Consider the following 19,126-nt stretch of genomic DNA (forward strand, 5'->3'; position numbering starts at 1 on the left):
ATGGCGCTTACTTACAGCTTTTGAAGGGTGTCAGTGCCATTTTTGCTTGGGGTCGGACTACTCTTATGAAATTATGGGCAGTAATTGCGGTTTTAGTGCGGCAAATAAATAACTTGAGCCCACTTCGGATAAATGATTGTCATCACTATAGTACGGCTCACCTTGGGCACTTAAAGAATGACACGTTGTTTCATTACAAAATACCGAATAAGGATCGAAGAAATAAGTCTGCGGGTTATGTTGGGCAAAATACCGTAGAACCTTATTAATATGACGCGCCTTAATATTTGCCTGAACAGTAGTATCAATTTTTGCAAGGCAATTGGCTTTAGATATCCGAGGACGTGTTAGGCAGGCAAAAGGATCTTTGATGCCAGCCCCTGGCACATCGCCCAAGATGATTAATTTTCTATCCCCAATTAGTTGCCGTAATTGTCCAAGCTTTACCAGCAATGGTTGGTAGTCTTTTCTCTGACTGCTCATTAAATCAATATGCCATGGCTGTTGTTTGCTTAACTCCTTGGCCATTAAAATTTGAAATAACCAATATTGAGACACAATTAAAATTGAGTCGGGCCTTTTCTGTAATTGCGCCAAACCTTGCTTTAATACATTGGGGCAGATTTTATTCCAATCATCCCCTGGAGTAGTACGTGATAAATCTGGAAGAATCAAACAGCTCGAACCGGCCATATAAACCGATTTATGATAAGGTTTTGCGATTTCATTCGCTAATCCATACTGCAGCATTTGCGCATGACTGTCTCCTAATAAAACGATGTCGGGTGCATCATGTTCTGCTTTATAGGTCCAGCCAAACGGGTAAGCGAAGCCTTGGCCACCAAAATGAGCCTTATGATAATCTAACGCAATTTGCCCAGGGCTAAATTGTGGCCCCTCAAGTTTGGGGATTCGCCATAGCAAACCATGACTTAAATACAAAGCAAATCCACAACTGGCCGTTAACGCAATGCCTGGGATCCATTTTAAAATCAAGGCGCGTTGTGCTTTTAGTCCAGATGTAGGCGTATATCTAAATGGTTTTTCAATAAAATAATAACTGAATAATGCGGCCAGTAATGAGCAAAAAACGAGAAATAACTGAACATCGAATGTGCTAATTTCTGTGGCGCTCACATAAGAATAAAATACAAGTATTGGCCAATGAACTAAATACAATGAATAGCTGATTAATCCTAAGCCCACGGCAATCTTGTTGCTAAAAATTCGCCCCAAGTACGGAGCATTGCCGCCATAAATAACTAAAGCAGCCCCCAAGGTTGGAATTAAGGCATTATAAGAAGGAAACAGCGTATCTTTACTAAAAGTGAGTATGGCGTACAACATCATTCCCAGCCCCAAAAAACAAGCCAGTTCAGCAAAAGCCGATCGCTTAGGCTTGTACTTAATAAGCCAGACCATAAGCGCGCCGATACAAAACTCGAAAAATCGAAACGGCATCAAATAAAACAAGGCCGTAAGATAACTCTTTTGGAAGAGCAAATTTAAGCCAAAACTGATGCAGCCTAAACAAAGAATCGTCAAAGGTAAAAAGCGTTTGTTTAATTTGGCTACTATAAATAAAATAAATGGCCAAATAAAATAAAACTGCTCCTCAACCCCTAAGGACCATGTATGCAATAAAGGTTTATAAATGGCATTGGCATTAAAGTAACCACTTTCAAATAAGAAAAGGCCGTTGGATACGGAAAAGGCCGCAGCGGCTATTGAGCGTCCCAAGGCACGTAAATGGCTAGGTGCCAATAAAATGAGTCCCGCCACCAGGCTGCAAAATAGGGTAAAAAAGAGGGCCGGAAAAATACGTTTTATTCTACGGCAATAAAAATTGGTAAAACTAAATGTGCCTGTTTGCTCTACTTCATTAATAATTAAACGCGTGATTAAGAATCCGCTAATGACAAAGAAAATATCTACTCCCACATAACCGCCGGTGATGTGGGAAACGTTTAGGTGGAATAAAACTACAGCAATAACAGCAAATGCTCTTAGCCCATCAATGTAACTTAAGTAGTTATTTTTATTATTTAACATGATTAATCCATAATAAATAAAGCTTAAGGAAATGTCTTAAGCCAAGGCATAACAAAACGCGCCTGCCATATCAGAACTCAATTTTTGCTCTTGACCCACAACCTACATGCCATTGCAAATTGAGCGTCGTGACCAAACTATTCCTGACTTAAATGCGTCCTGCGCTCATGCATGGTTTCCACACTATTAATTACTGTCTGGCGACAAATTTCTTGCATTACAGGAATGTCTGCTAATGCCGCTCCATCGTGAATAGAATAGGCGATGAGAAAACTATCTCGCCATATCTTCTCATTCATTCGCTCTTTGGATTTCATCCATAATGCAATCCAAAGAAAATGGAACTGCCATCTATCCCGATGATGCTCCATTTCTTCGCTAAATACTTCGGCCATTGCCTTTTCTAAATTACAGACGCGAACACCATCAACAAAGCTGCTGTTGTGATTCACTATTTTATCAACGAGAGGATTCTCTATATACCAAGACTCCGTAAAAGCCTTACTTTTTAACCAGGATTTAGAGCGTTGCAAAGATTCAGCAATAGCTTCTGGCGTAAATGGCGATATTTGCACACTAAGTTGTGCAAATAAATCATCTAAATCCAACTTACGAGGACGTAAGCGCAAACCTAATAGCTCCTGGATTTCTAAAAAATGTACATGTGGAATATCATCATGGGCGATCGTTTCGGCAAGGAAATGCTCAACCATCATCGTGAAATATGCTATATCCACATCACGTAAAGTGACACTTTCATCAAAAGCCTGACCGTAATAGTCTTTTACTTCCTTCGCACTAACGGTTGGGGTCATCCATGCATCTTTAATTCCAACATTGTACTTTAAAAGCAAGCCGCAGAGTCGGTTTTTGCGGTTTTTGCGTGCATGAATAAAAATACCTTGAGCTCCGGTACCATCGACCTCCGTTGCTTTAATGTTCACCGTAGCTTTTTCACCCTCTGGAGTAAACACCACTCCTTTTTTACGTTGAATTTTTATCCAGCTATTAAATAACGGATGATAACGCTCCGGGTACCAATACATTATATTTTGTAATCGGGATAATGAGGCAGAGGAAAAAGTAACCTGGTCAATAATTTGCCCCAAGGTGGTAATCGCAATATCTCTTACCTCAGCTTTTGGATGCAACAGAGTGAACAGAGCAATATCAGCCCCTTCTTCAATACTATATAAATCAATAATTAAATCAGTAAAAAAATCAGCAGGCATTGCATAACTTTGGGCGAAAAAATTTTCCGCGATTTCAAAAACGCTGAGATCAGATAATTCATGAATTAAATCGCGAATGGCATCTAAATGTGACGGCTGTTCTTCGCCATTAAGTAATTCCTCCTCAGCCCGATCTTCCTCCTGATTTGCTAAATCAAAATATGCATTTTTTAATTCATCATTTAATTCAACATGGGCCTCATAGAAAGAATTTAGAATAGGCAGCCAAAAGCTTAAACTGTGCTTTTGTGAATAAATGAGTTCTGCTAAATGGTCCATTAAATTAAATAAGGCCTTTGCACTTAATTTATTATTGGCTTCCGCGGCACTTTGCAATTGCGCTACGCAAATATCTAAAGCAAAAACGCAAGCCGAATAAACAGCAAGCCCCTCTTCCAGATTTTCATCAAGGTTATTAATAATATCAACAAGCTTAAACGAGAGTTCAGGTTGTTGAAAAAACAGCATATATAATTGAGGATCGGGGTCCGCCTTTTGCTCAATTAATGTGGCCATTTCTGTAAGTAAACGTTGCAATTCTACCGAATCATTGGTCATATTTTTTTAGGCACCGGTCTTGATTTTCCGTGTTCATCAATGGCGACAAAAATAAAAACTCCTTCCGTCACCTGATAGGGTTCACTTTGGGTTGCAGGCAAAGCCCATACTTCTACATTCATGGTCATTGAAGTAGTTCCCTGTTTGACTAGAGTAACATAGCAACTAATTAAATCACCTACATGAACAGGTTTTAAGAATGACATCGAATGAATAGAAACCGTAGCTACCCGTCCAACTGCAATTTTTTTAGCCAAAACGCCTGCGGCTAAGTCCATTTGCGATACGATCCAACCACCAAATATATCTCCGTTTGCATTCGTGTTGGCAGGCATTGCTAAAGTTTGGATAGTTAATTCGCCTTTTGGGGAATAGGTCATTAGGTCTACCTCAAGTAGCCCGTATTAGACGCAGTCATAATACGGGTTTGTGGGCACATAGACCCGTATTACGCTAGGCTAATAGAGACTATGTTCTAGTTTTTAATTACGCTTTAACTTCGCTAAAGCATCTGCCATCGCTGTATTAAACACCGTCTTTTTCACTGGCTCGGCCTTTTTAGCCATCTCCGGTTTTTTACGATGTTCTGGTCGAGCTCCTTCAGCTTGCTTTTTCACCTCTGGAGCCTTCGCTTTCTTCTTAACGACGGGCGCGGTAGCTTCTTCTTCCAGACGCATACTTAAACCAATACGTTTACGCTCTTTATCTACTTCCACCACTTTGACGGTAACAATATCACCTGCTTTAACCACAGTGCGAGGGTCGGTAATAAATTTATTGGTCATGGCTGAAATATGAACTAAGCCATCTTGATGAACGCCAATATCCACAAAAGCCCCGAAGTTAGTCACATTACTCACTACACCTTCCAGAATCATTCCTTCGTGTAAATGGGTAATGTCTTCAACACCTTCTTTAAATTGTGCTGTTTTAAATTCGGGTCTGGGATCACGGCCTGGCTTTTCCAATTCACGGAGAACATCGCGAATGGTTGGTAAACCATATTGCTCATCAACGAACTGTGCCGCATTCACACTGTTTAAGACCTCTTTATTGCCGATAAGCTCTAAAATGGCGACTTTTTTATCTGCAATGATTCTTTCTACTAATGGATAAGCTTCAGGATGAACACAGGAGGCATCCAAAGGATTATCGCCATTCATAATGCGTAGAAACCCTGCTGCTTGCTGGAATGCTTTCTCGCCCATACGGCTAACATTCTTCAATTGCATACGGTTACTAAATGCACCATGCTCATCTCGATATTGAACAATATTCTTCGCTAAAGTATCGTTTAAACCAGAAATATGTGATAACAGTGCCGCAGAAGCGGTATTAACATCCACACCAACTGCGTTTACACAATCCTCAACAACCCCTTCGAGGCTGCGCGCTAAGCGGGCTTGGTTTACATCATGTTGATACTGGCCAACGCCAATGGACTTCGCTTCAATTTTTACTAATTCCGCCAAAGGATCTTGTAAACGACGCGCGATAGAAACAGCTCCGCGTAAAGTGACGTCAAGATCAGGAAACTCTTGAGCTGCTATTTCCGAAGCAGAATACACCGAAGCCCCGGCCTCACTAACTACAATTTTGGTTAGTTTTAAATCGGGATACATTTTAATTAAATCAGCGACTAAACGCTCTGTTTCTCGTGAGCCTGTTCCATTACCAATACTAATTAAATTAACTTGATGTTTTGCAGCAAGTTTAGCTAGATCGGTGATTGACTGATGCCATTCATTTTGTGGTGCAAATGGATAAATAACAGAAAAATCAAGAAGTTTTCCAGTGGCATCCACTACCACTACTTTCACCCCAGTTCTGATCCCCGGATCAAGACCGATAGTAACTTGTGGTCCTGCGGGAGCGGCCAGAAGTAAATCACGCAAGTTTCGCGAAAATACTTTGATGGCTTCTTCATCAGCCATTTCACGTAAACGAGTTAATAACTCCAACTCCAATTTGGTGAATAATTTTACTTTCCAGGTCAAACGAACCGTCTCTAATAACCAAGGATCAGCGGCTCGCTGTTGATCAGTAATCTTAAAATGAGCTGCGACTTTCGTTTCACCGTAAGCCAAATCCGTCTCCGGTAGTGTCAGGCTGACTTGCAAGACGCTTTCACGACGGCCACGGAATAAAGCCAGTGCGCGATGAGATGGTATTTTCTTAATGGGCTCTTCATACTCAAAGTAATCTGCAAACTTGTTTACCGTTTCTTTTTTCTTCGAACTACCCACGGACTTCACAATTGCATGCTGCCATAGATATTCGCGTAATTCATTAATGAGATCGGCGTCTTCGGCAAAATGTTCCATTAATATATGGCGAGCCCCTTCAAGAGCAGCTTTGGCGTCTTCGATACCCACCTCAGCATTAATAAATTGTGCCGCATGTGCTTCAGGATCTAGGGTTGGATCATTCCATAATGCATCCGCTAAAGGTTGTAGACCTGCTTCCACTGCGATTTGTGCTTTAGTGCGACGTTTCGGTCGATAAGGCAAATATAAATCTTCAAGGCGAGTTTTAGTGTCTGCGGCAAGAATGCTTTTCTCTAACTCTGGAGTTAGTTTTTCTTGTTCACGAATGGACTGCAAAACCACTTCACGACGCTCATCTAATTCACGCAAATAAAGCAAACGCTCAGCAAGGAAACGCAATTGCGAATCGTCTAATCCTTCAGTAGCTTCTTTACGATAACGTGCAATAAAAGGCACCGTTGCTCCCTCATCCAGCAAACGAATCGCTGTTTCAACCTGCGCAACTTTAACCTTAAGTTCTTGCGCAATAATTGACGCTGACGTCAACATTTCTTGAGTCATTTACATCCCCGAAATCATGATAAAAAATCGCAGCATTATTACTCAACAGTTACCGATTTGGCAAGGTTACGTGGTTGATCCACATCCGTACCTTTGGCAACAGCAACATGATAAGCTAATAACTGCAACGGAATTGTGTACACTATAGGTGCAATCCAAGAACCGCAAGGAGAAACCTTAATTAAACGTGCTCCATTCGCCTTCCAGGTATGTGCCCCATCTACAAAAACAAACAACTGACCGCCACGCGCGCTGACCTCATGTAAATTAGATTTCAACTTATCTAAAAGCTCATCATTGGGTGCAACCGCAATAACGGGCATATCTTCATCGACCAACGCTAAAGGCCCATGCTTTAATTCTCCAGAAGGATAGGCTTCGGCATGAATATATGAAATTTCTTTGAGCTTTAATGCTCCTTCCAAGGCGACAGGATATTGCACCCCGCGTCCTAAAAATAGCGTGTGGGCTTTATTTACAAATAAGGCGGATAAATCTTCAATTTCGTCGTTCATTTGCAATACTTGCTCACAGCATCGTGGCAATTCTTGCAATTGCGCGAGTACTTCTTCTGCACGCTGATCATGGCAAAGAGCTGCAGACAACATCAAAAATGCCGCTAACTGAGTAGTAAATGCTTTGGTCGATGCCACACCAATCTCAATGCCTGCACGCGTTAAAAAGACACAGTCTGCTTCTCGTACTAAGGTACTGGTGGCCACATTACAAATTGCCAGGCTTGCAAGATAATTTAAAGATTTTGCCTTGGTTAAAGCCGCCAGCGTATCTGCGGTTTCTCCTGACTGCGATACAGTAATAAAAAGGGTATCTTTGGGGACCACAACCTCGCGGTAACGATATTCACTAGCAATTTCAACTTGGGTTGGTAAACCGGCCAAAGATTCCAACCAATATTTAGCAACTAACCCTGCATGGTAACTGGTTCCACAAGCAACAATGTGGATTTGTTTCACTAAGGGAAATACATGGGAAGCACGCTCACCAAAGCTTGATCGCAGCACTTCAAGGCTATTTACCCGCCCTTCAACCGTATCGGTTAGCACTTTGGACTGCTCAAAAATTTCTTTAAGCATAAAATGACGGTATGGACCTTTGCTTACAATTTCTGCATCATTGCTTAATAGATGAGTTGGTCGTTCAACCGGAGCCCGAGATGTATTATAAATAGTTACTAGTTTGGGAGTAACGAAGGCACTATCGCCTTCTTCTAAGTACATGACCGATTGAGCAAAGGATTTTAACGCTAAACCATCTGAGGCGATAAAATTCTCACCGATACCCAAGCCAATCACCAGAGGGCTACCTTTCCGCACCGCAACCAATTCAAAGGGACGCTGTTGATGGATAACACCCAGAGCAAAGGCGCCATGCATTTCCATCGCGGCAGTTTGTACCGCTTCTAATAAATTTTCCGATTTAAGATAATAGTAATGAACTAAATGAGCGGCAACTTCGGTATCAGTTTCTGATGTAAACACATAGCCTTTAGCCATTAAATCCTGGCGTAAATGATCATGGTTTTCAATAATGCCATTATGAACAAGCGCAATTTCACCATGCGATAAGTGAGGATGAGCATTTAGCTCTGAAGGCTTACCATGAGTAGCCCAGCGGGTATGTGCAATTCCGGTGTTTCCTGAAATAGCCGTTTCTACCATAGCATCCGCCAAGTTTTGCACTTTTCCTTGAATCCTGACACGCTTTAAATGAGAGTCGCCATCAATTACCGCGATTCCTGCAGAATCATAACCACGGTATTCCAAACGTCGCAAACCTTCCAATAAGACCTTACTGATATCCCTTTCAGAAACAGCACCCATAATTCCGCACATCACCAGCTCCTCGTGTTAATACTTGCTAATGTATAATATTCCCAAAGACTCTTATGCGGTTGTGTTTTAAGTCCAATGTGGCAAACAGTCCCGACCAAGCATTATAAAGTATCTTGGGGATAAGTAGAAAAAAGACCAGAATTATGCCACAAACATCTCCAAAAAGAACTAAGCGGATTTACATCATACGGGTAATTTTAGAACAGAATGAGAATTAATCCATAAAAAAGCCAATTTTTTGGAAGCACTTGCAGCATAATACTCAGGCTAGGACATCGTTTACCCTAACCTAAGTGGCACCCGCTGAATTAATCAAGCGGGTTTTTACAGGTTACACCATAACCGTGATACTTCATTTCTTTACATACTTCAAAGGCAAGATAAGCATGCGCCCGAGTGCTGGGGTGAATCTCATCCCAGAATAAATAACTTTCAGGTTTATCACATACTGTATAGTTCTTATCACCTGCAGCAAAACTGCTATCTCTATATTTTAATACTTGTACGTAGCGTAAAACAAAGTTATTCGCAAAAGGTGAATTATTGAAGGCATGATACATTGGTAATTTCACGTCAATACAGGCATCAGTAGTATTAGTAAATCCATAAGTCTCTGGATCATTTAACGCACGCTGCAAGTATTCACTCATATCGACGAACATGAAATCAGCATCTGGGTACAGTTTTTGCCATTCTTGAATACGAGTACGTAAGCGCTCATTATGTTGATCAACCGCAGCATTTAACACGTCACGATCGGTAGTTTTGACCACACGTGGCGTATCTCCAATATGGGGGACTCCCATGATAACAAAACGACGTGCGCCGGCTTGCATTAATTTATTCACTGAAGAACCTAGACTCGACAGAACATTGTCAACATAGGTGCTCATTACAGTTGTATTGTAATTATCTTCGAAGAATAAAACGTTAATATAATCGTTACTTCCGGCAAAAAGAAAGAATACGGTTTCATCGCTCAGCTTTTGATGTTCCAATAAATAAGCTTGAATGGTCAAACCAAGGCTTGGTGGTACTAACTTCCCTACAATTAAGTTTTTAATTGTACCAATTGGATGGCGAATTAAATTCCAAACAGTTAATTGATAGTCATAAGTTACAGCCCAGCTTCCTGCAAAAGAACGGTTTAAATAAACATCTTCGTCATCTTGATTTATAGAAATCATCTTCGCTAAATATTCATTCCACACTTTACCGTTAGAAAATCTGGAATTCCAATAGGGCTGACCTGGTAAAATAGGTACTAATCTAATTTTACTAACTAAATTAGCAATGTAAGGCGCAAGTTCTTTGTCAAAAAACTCGGTTACTACGGCCATTCCAGATTCTAAAACCATTTGTGGCACATAATATTCATCAGCAAACTCAACCATTTTATTTAAAACAAACGTCTTAAATGGAGCAACTAAGAATGCAGGGTCATCTTCCTGGCGAAGACTTTTAAGTAAATGAGTGGTATTACCAATATCTGACATGCTATCGCCAAAAAGTACTATAGACTTTACCGGCTTGGCGGCAGCAAAACTAACGAGGGGAAGGCACAAAATAAGAGCAAAAAACCACCGGCACACGCGAGTATAATTAACCATATTATCTCCTTATAAAATCTGCACACCATGGATACAGATGTCCCTGATAACTTCTTTTTGGCATTCCAATGCCAGGTCCAATTTGCTTAAGAAGTTATTTGTCTTTGTATATAACAGTATGATCACTGGTTAGTTTTTGTCAACGCATTTGGTCAATTTTTAATGTGGTTAGTTATAAGAGTGAATGTTATCTGTAACGTAGGATCAGTACCTCTTACACGCCATGCTCCAATTATGTTTGCTGTATGTGTTTTATTGATGCCTATTGATTAAATTGTGATTAAATGTTACTTTTCGCCGATTATTTTAGTTACATCTCAGGTAGTCCAATGCAAGAAATAATCATCGCCTCATTTTATAAATTTGTTCCTATGGACGATTATGAATCACTGCGTGAGCCATTATTAGCGCAAATGATTGCCCATCGTATTAAAGGAACGATTATATTAGCCTCTGAAGGGATTAATGGGAGTTTTGGTGGTTCTCGTGAAGATATGGATCGCTTTTATCAATATATTCGTCAGGATGCACGTTTAGCCGATTTACGCTTCAAAGAAACCATCGATAAAGAAAATCCTTTTGAAAAGACCAAAGTAAAGCTGCGTAAAGAAATTGTTACTATGGGCATTTACAATGTTGACCCGTTAAAAACAGTAGGCACCTACCTTTCTCCAGAAGAATGGAATGAGTTAATCCAGGATCCGGAGGTTATCCTTATTGATACTCGTAATGATTATGAGTATGACTTAGGTACCTTCAAAAATGCGATTAATCCTAATACGGAGAATTTCAGAAACTTCCCCGAATACGTAGAACAGCATTTGCTGGATAAAAAAGATAAAAAAATTGCCATGTTCTGCACTGGTGGTATTCGTTGCGAAAAATCAACGGCCTACTTAAAAGATTTAGGCTTCCCTGAGGTGTACCATTTACAAGATGGAATTTTACACTATATTGAATCCATGCCTAAAGAAAAATCGCTTTGGGAAGGCCAATGTTTCGTATTCGATAATCGAGTAGCGGTTGACGAGAATTTGGCTCGCGTTTATCCTCAACTGCCATTAGAATACAAACATGAACATAAAAAAGACAAGGAATAGTACGGGCTCTTAAATTATGACCAGTAAAAAACAATCCGATTCAACAATTGTGATGAATCGCAAAGCAGGGTTTGATTATTTCATTCAAGAACAGTTCGAAGCAGGGCTTGCTCTTGAAGGCTGGGAAGTCAAAAGCTTGCGTGCGGGCAAGATTAATTTGTCAGATTCTCACGTAATCATTAAATATGGAGAAGCCTTTTTATTGGGTGCCCAAATTCAACCTTTGTTAACCGCCTCAACACATTCAATTCCAGATCCAACGCGTACCCGTAAGCTCTTGTTAAATAGGAAAGAATTAAATACCTTGATTGGCAGCGTCGAACGTCAGGGCTATACAATTATCCCCTTATCCATGTACTGGAAAGGCAATAAAATTAAGCTCAAAATTGCTCTGGCCAAGGGTAAAAAAGAGCATGATAAGCGAGATACCATCAAAGACCGCGAATGGAGTCGAGACCGTTCGCGAATTATGAAAAAGACAGGGAGAGAATAATGAATATAGGTGACTCTGTAGCAAACTTTGCCTTTAGCGCAACCTCTGGCCTACAGGCTCATCTGCATGATTATAAAGGACAATATGTTGTCCTTTATTTTTATCCCAAAGACTCCACCCCCGGATGCACAACAGAAGGTCAAGACTTTCGCGATGCTTATCCGCAATTCCAAGCCTTAAATGCGCAAATTTTTGGCATTTCTCGCGATAGCCTGAAATCCCATGAGAACTTTAAAGCCAAACAAAATTTTCCTTTTGAATTAATCAGCGATGCAGAAGAGCAATTATGCCAACTCTTTGATGTAATCAAGATGAAATTCATGTACGGAAAACAAGTACGTGGCATTGAGCGCAGCACTTTTATCATTGACCCAGAAGGCAAATTAGCCCATGAATGGCGCAAGGTTAGTGTGAAAGGACACGTTGATGAAGTATTGCGTGCATTAAATCCATAGCACATCAGAACTTTAAGTTTAGACCAGATTTCCGTTCGCAGGAACCTATTTTAAAAATAAAAATATTGTTCTTGACTCAAGTACTTAGCCTTAGCACAATGAGAGTGAAGGCAAAAGAAAATTTGTTCTTGGGCTGTAGCGTTGTTATAAAAACAGTTGGTTGATAACTGAGGTGAATCATGGATACTAGCGACATACAAAAAAAACTGTTTGTACTTGATACTAACATTTTAATGCACGATCCAACCGCCATTTATCATTTTGAAGAACATGATATTTATTTGCCCATGGTTGTTCTGGAAGAGTTAGACAGCCATAAAACCGGTACCTCTGAGGTCGCACGTAACGTCAGACAAACCAACCGCATGCTCGTTGAGCTGATGAGTAATGCCTCTCATGCGCAGATTGCCTCTGGGTTACCCATTCCCAGCTATATTAATTCAGATAAAAAATCCAGCAGTGGTAAGCTCTACTTCCAAACCGATGAGTTTGACATGGTAGTACCGACAACCCTACCTGGGCATAAAGTAGATAATACCATTTTGGCAACGGCACTAGGATTGCAAAAAAAATATAATGACAGTAAACAAGTCATTATTGTCTCTAAAGATATTAATTTACGTATTAAAGCGGGAATATTGGGCATCCCTGCTGAAGATTATTACAATGACCAAGTACTTCATGATGTTAATTTATTACATCGAGGTCTCCATATTTTAGATAATGATTTCTGGGATACTCATGCAAAAGACATGGGCTCATGGCAAGAAAGCGGCAAAACCTTTTATAAAGTAGCCGGCCCTTTAATTAGCCAATGGAACCCTAATGATTGTCTTAGTACAGAAGATAACCAATTCCAGGCCATAGTGAAAAAACTGGACAAAGACCAAGCGATTATTCAATTAGTCCGCGATTACACCCAAACAAAACATTCAGTATGGGGTATTAATGCAAAAAATAGAGAACAGAACTTTTCTCTAAATTTATTGCTCGACCCTGATATTGATTTTGTGACCCTGCAAGGTCCTGCAGGAACCGGAAAAACCTTATTAACAATTGCAGCAGGGCTTACACAAGTTCTGGATCAAAATCGCTACAGCGAAATATTAATGACGCGAGTTACTATCCCTGTCGGCGAAGACATAGGTTTTTTACCCGGAACCGAAGAAGAAAAAATGACGCCCTGGATGGGCGCATTAATGGACAACCTAGAAGTATTGCATAGTTCACAAGTGGGCGGCAGTTTTGGGCGCGGTGCGACTCAAGATTTATTGCAAAATAAAATTAAAATCCGTTCACTCAATTTTATGCGTGGACGCACGTTTTTAAATCGATACATCATTATTGATGAAGCACAAAATTTAACTTCTAAGCAAATTAAAACCTTGGTGACGCGGGCAGGTCCTGGAACCAAAATCATTTGCCTGGGAGATATTAAGCAAATTGATACCCCTTATTTAAGTGAAACCACCTCAGGCTTAACCTTTGCCGTAGACCGCTTTAAACATTGGGAGCATAGTGCCCATATGAGTTTAACTCGAGGAGAGCGCTCAAGACTTGCATTTTATGCCGCAGAGCATTTATAGTATACGTTTTACGAGGATGTATCATGACCGATCAAGCCATCACCTTTGATGATGTTCTACTTGTTCCTTCTTACAACCACCACGAGTCCAGACGCGTGGTGGACACAACCAGCACCGACCGCCTAGCTAAACTCAGCTTAGAACTTCCAGTAATCAGCTCCAATATGGATACCATTACTGAAAGTAATATGGCTAATTTTATGTCCAGCAAAGGGGGAATGGGTGCCCTACACCGCTTTATGAGCGTGGAAGACAACATCAAAGAATTCCAAAAGTGCAGCGGGAAAGTTTTTGTTTCCATTGGCTGTACTGCGGCTGAATTGGAACGAGCGGAAGCATTACGTGATGCTGGTGCTGATTATTTCTGTGTGGATGTAGCGCATGCGCATGCCAAATATGTAGGTAAGACACTGAAAAGCTTAAGACAAATGCTGCAAGATCGTTGCATTATGGCTGGAAACGTCGCAACGTACGCCGGTGCAGACTACTTAGCATCTTGTGGCGCGGATATTATTAAAGCAGGTATTGGCGGTGGTTCTGTTTGTAGCACCCGTATTAAAACCGGTTTTGGGGTGCCCATGCTAACCTGCATTCAAGATTGCTCACGTTCAGACCGCTCAATTGTTGCTGATGGCGGGATTAAAACCTCTGGGGACATCGTTAAAGCCCTAGCTTTTGGTGCAGATTTTGTCATGATCGGTGGCATGTTAGCAGGTACCTCCCCCACTCCAGGTCAAGTTATTGAAAAAGCAGATGGTACCAAGGTAAAACGTTATCGTGGCATGGCATCCAAAGAAGCCCAAGAAAACTTTTTAGGACAAATGCACGAATGGAAAACCGCAGAGGGTGTTGCGACAGAAGTGCCTTACAAAGAAAATGCCGATGTCATTATTGGCGACATTGTTGGTGGTTTAAGATCCGGTTTAACTTATGCTGGTGCTGATACAATCAGCGAATTACAACGTAAATTAAATTATGTGGTGGTGACACAAGCAGGTCGTATTGAGAGTTTGCCGCATAAGTTATTTGAGGTGTAGTTGTAGTAATTTTTCATTAGACGAACAACCCAGTGCGAAAGTTCCGTCTGGGTTGTTCGGCTCATTACATGGACAGTGCGTTACCAGCCTCTTCAGTAAGATCAGAATCGACTCCTTGGTTTATGCCTTCGCCTGATGAATCCGGCATATCCTTCATTGCGTTCATTAAATCGTTAGTAGGTTCTTCACCAGTTGCTGAATTTTCTGGGACAGACAACTCGGCATCATTAAACATTCTGCCTACCGCTTCTAAAGTCTCATTTTCCTCGACTTCAGCTTCGGCATCGTTAAACATTTTACCTACTGCTTCTAAAGTCTCGTCATCATCGTCGCTGTTATCAAGTTCGTCTTGAGCATCTAACTCATCCATTTCATCGATACCATCATTGGTAAAGGTATCATCTGCTGTGTCCGTTGGCGTTTGCACTTGAGGCGATGGGGAGGTAATACCTTTAACGGCATCCGCAACTGCATTTGCGGCCATATTCATCAATTTGGAAAAAGCACCGTTAACTACATCTTGCATACCTTTAACAAATTCTTTTGCCTGATCAACTTCATCAGAGTTGGCTATCTTATCAACTTGATCACCAACTTTCTGTTTGGCAAACTGGCTTAACTCATCCATAGCGCCATTTAAAGTTTTCATGGGTTGGGTATTATTCAACGCATCCCACGCATCTTTACCTTGGCTTTTAGCAAAGTCAGTGATCTGCGCGTTGACTGATTTAACCCAATCATTCAGCTCCTCTACGAGTTCCATCATTGGGTCTTTATGTTTTTTCTTTTTGTCGTCATCATCACTGGGTTTAGGCTTGGGAGTATTATCTTCCTCGGCGGTATTCTTTTCTTCCTCATCATTATCTTCAGCCGGAGCATTTTTTGCTGCTTCTTCTGCAGCCTCTTTAGCCGCATACTCTTCATCTGCTTGCGCAAACATATTCGCTACTGCTTCAAGATTAGCATCATCTTCTTGTTGTGCTGCCTTTTCCGCGGCCTCTTTTTCTGCTTGTTCAAACATATTGTTCATGGCTTCGAAGGCTTCATTTTCTGCCTCTTCTTCATCAAGCATATCAGCAGAAGTCTCTAATTCTTCATTTTGCTTTTTGATAATTTCATCTTTTCCAGTACCCATTTCATCAACCCTCGATAAACCGCCTTAATATAAAGATAGCACAGACTGAACAACAATGTACCAGCGGGTTGAAAGAAATAACCCCTATCTTTTATTTTCGGCTACTATAATATTAAAGATAATATCAAGATTAACCTTAAGATAAATTCTTCGAACCTATTTTTACATTAATTTTGCAATGAAGGCTCTATGAATAAAAATGATTTTCGCTATTTTAGCCAGGGGAAACAAGTAAATGATTTAAAAGATGAAGATTTTTCTCTTCTTAAGCCCATTTATCATCGTAGCAGCAAACAGGAACGAGCCCTTTTACTCTTACATGGATTTTCATCTACCCCCGCGGTATACCGACTGCTCATTCCGCAATTAAAAAACTATGATGCGATTATGTGCCCAGCTCTTCCTGGTCATGGAATAAGTATTGATGCCTTATCCAAAATAACTTCTGCTGATTGGATTGCCGAAGCAACCAACGCGTGTGAGGAGTTATTTAAAACCTATAAAAAAGTTGATGTAATGGGATTTTCACTCGGTGGTTTACTTGCGTGCAAGCTAAGCGAACGATTTGCATTTAATCATATGTTTCTTTTAGCGCCTGCTTTAAAACTTAAGATGAATGTAAGCTCCAGCTTAAAATTGGCCACATTTTTGCAAGGTTTAGGCTTTAAAGAGTTACGTGGGGCTGCAGGTAACTTACGGAGCAATGCTCATGCAGAAATCTCTTATAGACGTTTGCCCCTTAGCGCGATTGAGCAAATGTTTAATCTCGTTTTACAACATCAATGGACTCCGCCGAATGCTCCTGTTGATCTATTTTTGGGTGCCCATGATGCAGTTGTGCCTTCAGAGGCTGTGGAACGTATGTTTCATGATTTACCCAATGTATCCATACATTGGTTAGCAAATTCAGCCCACGTATTGCCTTTGGATAATGACCTTGGGCAAATTGTTGCTTGCGTTAATGAAAAATAATGATTGCCACTTAGGAAAACCTGGTTGCCTGCAACCAGGTTTTCCTTATTAAGCTCTAGGGGAATTGCTTATTATAACGATCAAAGTCGCGTAGGTTCACCCGATCCCATTCCCGCATATCTAATACAGAGCCATCATAGGCCATAAAATCTGCGCGTGTGTTAGATAAGTTATAATAAAAAATATCGCTGGCATCAGTTGCTAAAGTACTTTGATGATTCACCGAAGAAATTTCCGCAATTGAATGGCCATGAGTTCTTACAAAGCTACGCTGCGCACGTAAATAGCGACCCTTGAAATGTGCCCGGCCCCATAACTCCACATCTAAGCGATTTGCCGTACCTGCTAATTGGATACGTGCTCTATCTTTGGCACGAATAGTTAAGCTATCACTCTTAAGCCAATACATGCTGAACCAAGCATCGCTTTTCATATTTAAATTCGTAATATTGGCCACACCTGACAGTTGAACTTTGGGGGCACCTTGTAAGAATGTGATCTGCACGTTTGAACTATTAACGCCGCTAATTTCGGTAAAACCATTACCGGCAACCACGAGCTGGTGCAACCCTATGGAGCCACCTAATCGCGTAGTTCCCGTATTGGCTATAAAGAGATCTAAAGAACCCGTGTGTAATTGACTGCCATTAATGGTTCCTTCACCTTTAAAGCTAAACCGAGCCAAATACGGCCCTTGAATGTCAGCATGAACAGCCCCATGATGTGGGAACCCTTTTCCTAGAACTACGTGAAGCGTATTTAAGGATACGTATACCTTTACTTGCTCTAAATCACGAGGGTCCCCTCTTAATACGACTTGGGGTTTCCGATAGCCAGTATGCAACGTTACATTGATTTGTCCTTGAGCTTCAACCTGAGAAAAACCTGGTACTGGCCTATATTGAGTTGTGCTTTTATAAATTATAGGCGCAACAGCCACCGGTGTTCTTTTAACGCCATGATGGGCACAAGATGCCAATAGAAAAGCCATTAAAATCAATGAACCATACCGCTTCAACATAATCATCATTTCCTGGATTTATAATTCCTCTACATTAGAGGAAGTTCTCTCAATGTGCAAGGCGGTAAATTCGCTTAAGTCTACAATTTTGTTACTGTTTTTATTACGAAAAATTAATATACCCGCTAACCGTTATCCCGCACGCAGCTGGCATGACGGGACATTCAGCGCTAACCTACATTAATTCTTTTTTCGCCGGTCAAAGAGAGAATAGTGCCTTTGGTGAAATCAGAAATTTTTACATTTGCAGGGCATGAATCATGGTAATGATAATTGGGAGCCTTATCAATTAAGAATTCCAGGGACTCATCTGCAGGAATTAATGCGGGAAGTTCAATATAAATATCGACTAATACCCCTCGTTTACACCCTAAATAGACTTTTCCTGAATTTTTGCTTCCCAATGATTCATCAAGCATTCGGCGTAAGGATACTAAGCTTACCGTTTTCCCTGTATTTTCACTAATATAACTCCCAAACCTGGATTGATCCATTTCTTTGGCCAACCGCATCGCTAAGGAAAAATACTCATCGGCAGTTAATGCTTGGCAACTACCGTGTTTATTCCATTCATGTCGTTCCAAACAGCTCCCATATTTATAACTGGGCATCATTGTTTGTAGGTTTTCAGCCACTACATTCGACAAATCCAGGGGGGCATAATCGCAATGATTATTGCGTTGAGTAACACCACAAAACCCATAACTTTGCCCACAGGCATTCTGGTTAGGCCATAAGCCATGCAAGGTGAGATGGCGTGCCTGGTATGACTCTTTAGATAAATGGGTACATTCAGGTTTACCTGCCTCGTAACCATAAGTTTGACAAAAACCTGGTTGGGAACTAAGAGCTAAAACATTGGAATCAGAAAGCCCGGCGTTCATATCACAACCACCTGAGGCATTCACACTCAATGAAACAAAAAACAAGCAGAAAACGCCAGATTTTATCATTGCCTAACCTCCGAAAGAGCTTGATGCAGCAATTATACATAAGACTATCTTGAAAGCCAGTTTTTATTAAAACTAACTAACCTTATGATTTTAAATGATAAAATTTTAAACTTGGGGCCTGAAATATTGGCATTTATAGTATAGCCTGCCAGCAGCGTAAATTCCTTAGTATGAGCCAGCAATTAAGTTATGACATGTTGCAATGAGGGTAAGGGAGGGTTTTATCCTTAGCCTAGATGCC

15 protein-coding genes are annotated in these 19,126 nt (G+C 40.8%); 6 read left to right on the top strand and 9 right to left on the bottom strand.

Annotated elements, in window-relative coordinates:
- Positions 1-63: 63 nt before the first annotated feature.
- From BN3124_RS06830 to plaC, 6 genes are all read right to left on the bottom strand, one after another.
- Positions 64-2,052, bottom strand: a complete 1,989-nt coding sequence (locus tag BN3124_RS06830; RefSeq protein WP_058534053.1) for an acyltransferase family protein — start codon at positions 2,050-2,052, stop codon at positions 64-66.
- Positions 2,053-2,189: 137 nt separating this feature from the next.
- Complete coding sequence (locus BN3124_RS06835; RefSeq protein WP_058534054.1) at positions 2,190-3,842, bottom strand: hypothetical protein; 1,653 nt, start codon at positions 3,840-3,842, stop codon at positions 2,190-2,192.
- Positions 3,839-4,222, bottom strand: coding sequence for an acyl-CoA thioesterase (locus tag BN3124_RS06840; RefSeq protein ID WP_058534055.1), 384 nt, complete (start codon positions 4,220-4,222; stop codon positions 3,839-3,841). The genes BN3124_RS06835 and BN3124_RS06840 overlap by 4 nt, the downstream gene beginning before the upstream one ends.
- 102 nt (positions 4,223-4,324) lie before the next feature.
- On the bottom strand, positions 4,325-6,670 hold the full coding sequence (locus BN3124_RS06845; RefSeq protein ID WP_058534056.1) for a Tex family protein: 2,346 nt from the start codon (positions 6,668-6,670) through the stop codon (positions 4,325-4,327).
- Between the two features lie 38 nt (positions 6,671-6,708).
- A complete protein-coding gene (gene glmS, locus BN3124_RS06850; protein WP_058534057.1) occupies positions 6,709-8,523 on the bottom strand; it encodes a glutamine--fructose-6-phosphate transaminase (isomerizing) in 1,815 nt (604 codons plus the stop codon).
- Positions 8,524-8,831: 308 nt separating this feature from the next.
- Positions 8,832-10,133, bottom strand: coding sequence for a lysophospholipase/glycerophospholipid:cholesterol acyltransferase PlaC (gene plaC, locus BN3124_RS06855; RefSeq protein ID WP_058534058.1), 1,302 nt, complete (start codon positions 10,131-10,133; stop codon positions 8,832-8,834).
- Between the two features lie 329 nt (positions 10,134-10,462).
- Here plaC and trhO point away from each other — a divergent pair, with 329 nt between their 5' ends.
- The 5 genes from trhO to BN3124_RS06880 all read left to right on the top strand — a co-directional run bounded on the left by trhO (position 10,463) and on the right by BN3124_RS06880 (position 14,804).
- Positions 10,463-11,233, top strand: coding sequence for an oxygen-dependent tRNA uridine(34) hydroxylase TrhO (gene trhO / locus BN3124_RS06860; RefSeq protein ID WP_058534483.1), 771 nt, complete (start codon positions 10,463-10,465; stop codon positions 11,231-11,233).
- A gap of 16 nt (positions 11,234-11,249) precedes the next feature.
- Positions 11,250-11,726 carry an SsrA-binding protein SmpB gene (gene smpB, locus BN3124_RS06865; protein WP_058534059.1) on the top strand — a complete coding sequence of 159 codons (477 nt, stop codon included), beginning with the start codon at positions 11,250-11,252 and terminating at the stop codon, positions 11,724-11,726.
- A complete protein-coding gene (locus BN3124_RS06870; RefSeq protein ID WP_058534060.1) occupies positions 11,726-12,181 on the top strand; it encodes a peroxiredoxin in 456 nt (151 codons plus the stop codon). Before smpB ends, BN3124_RS06870 begins: the two co-directional genes overlap by 1 nt.
- 179 nt (positions 12,182-12,360) lie before the next feature.
- Positions 12,361-13,767 (top strand): PhoH family protein, encoded by a 1,407-nt coding sequence (locus BN3124_RS06875; RefSeq protein ID WP_058534061.1) that lies wholly within the window; start codon positions 12,361-12,363, stop codon positions 13,765-13,767.
- 23 nt (positions 13,768-13,790) lie between these two features.
- Positions 13,791-14,804: a guanosine monophosphate reductase gene (locus BN3124_RS06880; protein WP_058534062.1), complete on the top strand. Its 1,014-nt coding sequence runs from the start codon at positions 13,791-13,793 to the stop codon at positions 14,802-14,804.
- Between the two features lie 64 nt (positions 14,805-14,868).
- Here BN3124_RS06880 and BN3124_RS06885 read toward each other — a convergent pair whose 3' ends face one another.
- Positions 14,869-15,939, bottom strand: coding sequence for a hypothetical protein (locus BN3124_RS06885; protein ID WP_058534063.1), 1,071 nt, complete (start codon positions 15,937-15,939; stop codon positions 14,869-14,871).
- Positions 15,940-16,128: 189 nt separating this feature from the next.
- Between BN3124_RS06885 and BN3124_RS06890 the strand changes: the two genes are divergently transcribed.
- Positions 16,129-16,911: an alpha/beta hydrolase gene (locus BN3124_RS06890; protein ID WP_058534064.1), complete on the top strand. Its 783-nt coding sequence runs from the start codon at positions 16,129-16,131 to the stop codon at positions 16,909-16,911.
- Positions 16,912-16,966: 55 nt separating this feature from the next.
- Here the strand turns inward: BN3124_RS06890 and BN3124_RS06895 are convergent, their stop codons facing one another.
- The gene (locus BN3124_RS06895; RefSeq protein ID WP_058534065.1) at positions 16,967-17,932 is read right to left on the bottom strand and encodes a GIN domain-containing protein; all 966 of its coding nucleotides are present in this window, start codon (positions 17,930-17,932) and stop codon (positions 16,967-16,969) included.
- Positions 17,933-18,102: 170 nt separating this feature from the next.
- Positions 18,103-18,885 (bottom strand): ribonuclease T2 family protein, encoded by a 783-nt coding sequence (locus tag BN3124_RS06900; RefSeq protein WP_058534066.1) that lies wholly within the window; start codon positions 18,883-18,885, stop codon positions 18,103-18,105.
- Positions 18,886-19,126 lie beyond the last annotated feature (241 nt).

This window comes from Legionella saoudiensis (assembly GCF_001465875.1).
Classification (GTDB): Bacteria; Pseudomonadota; Gammaproteobacteria; order Legionellales; family Legionellaceae; genus Legionella; species Legionella saoudiensis.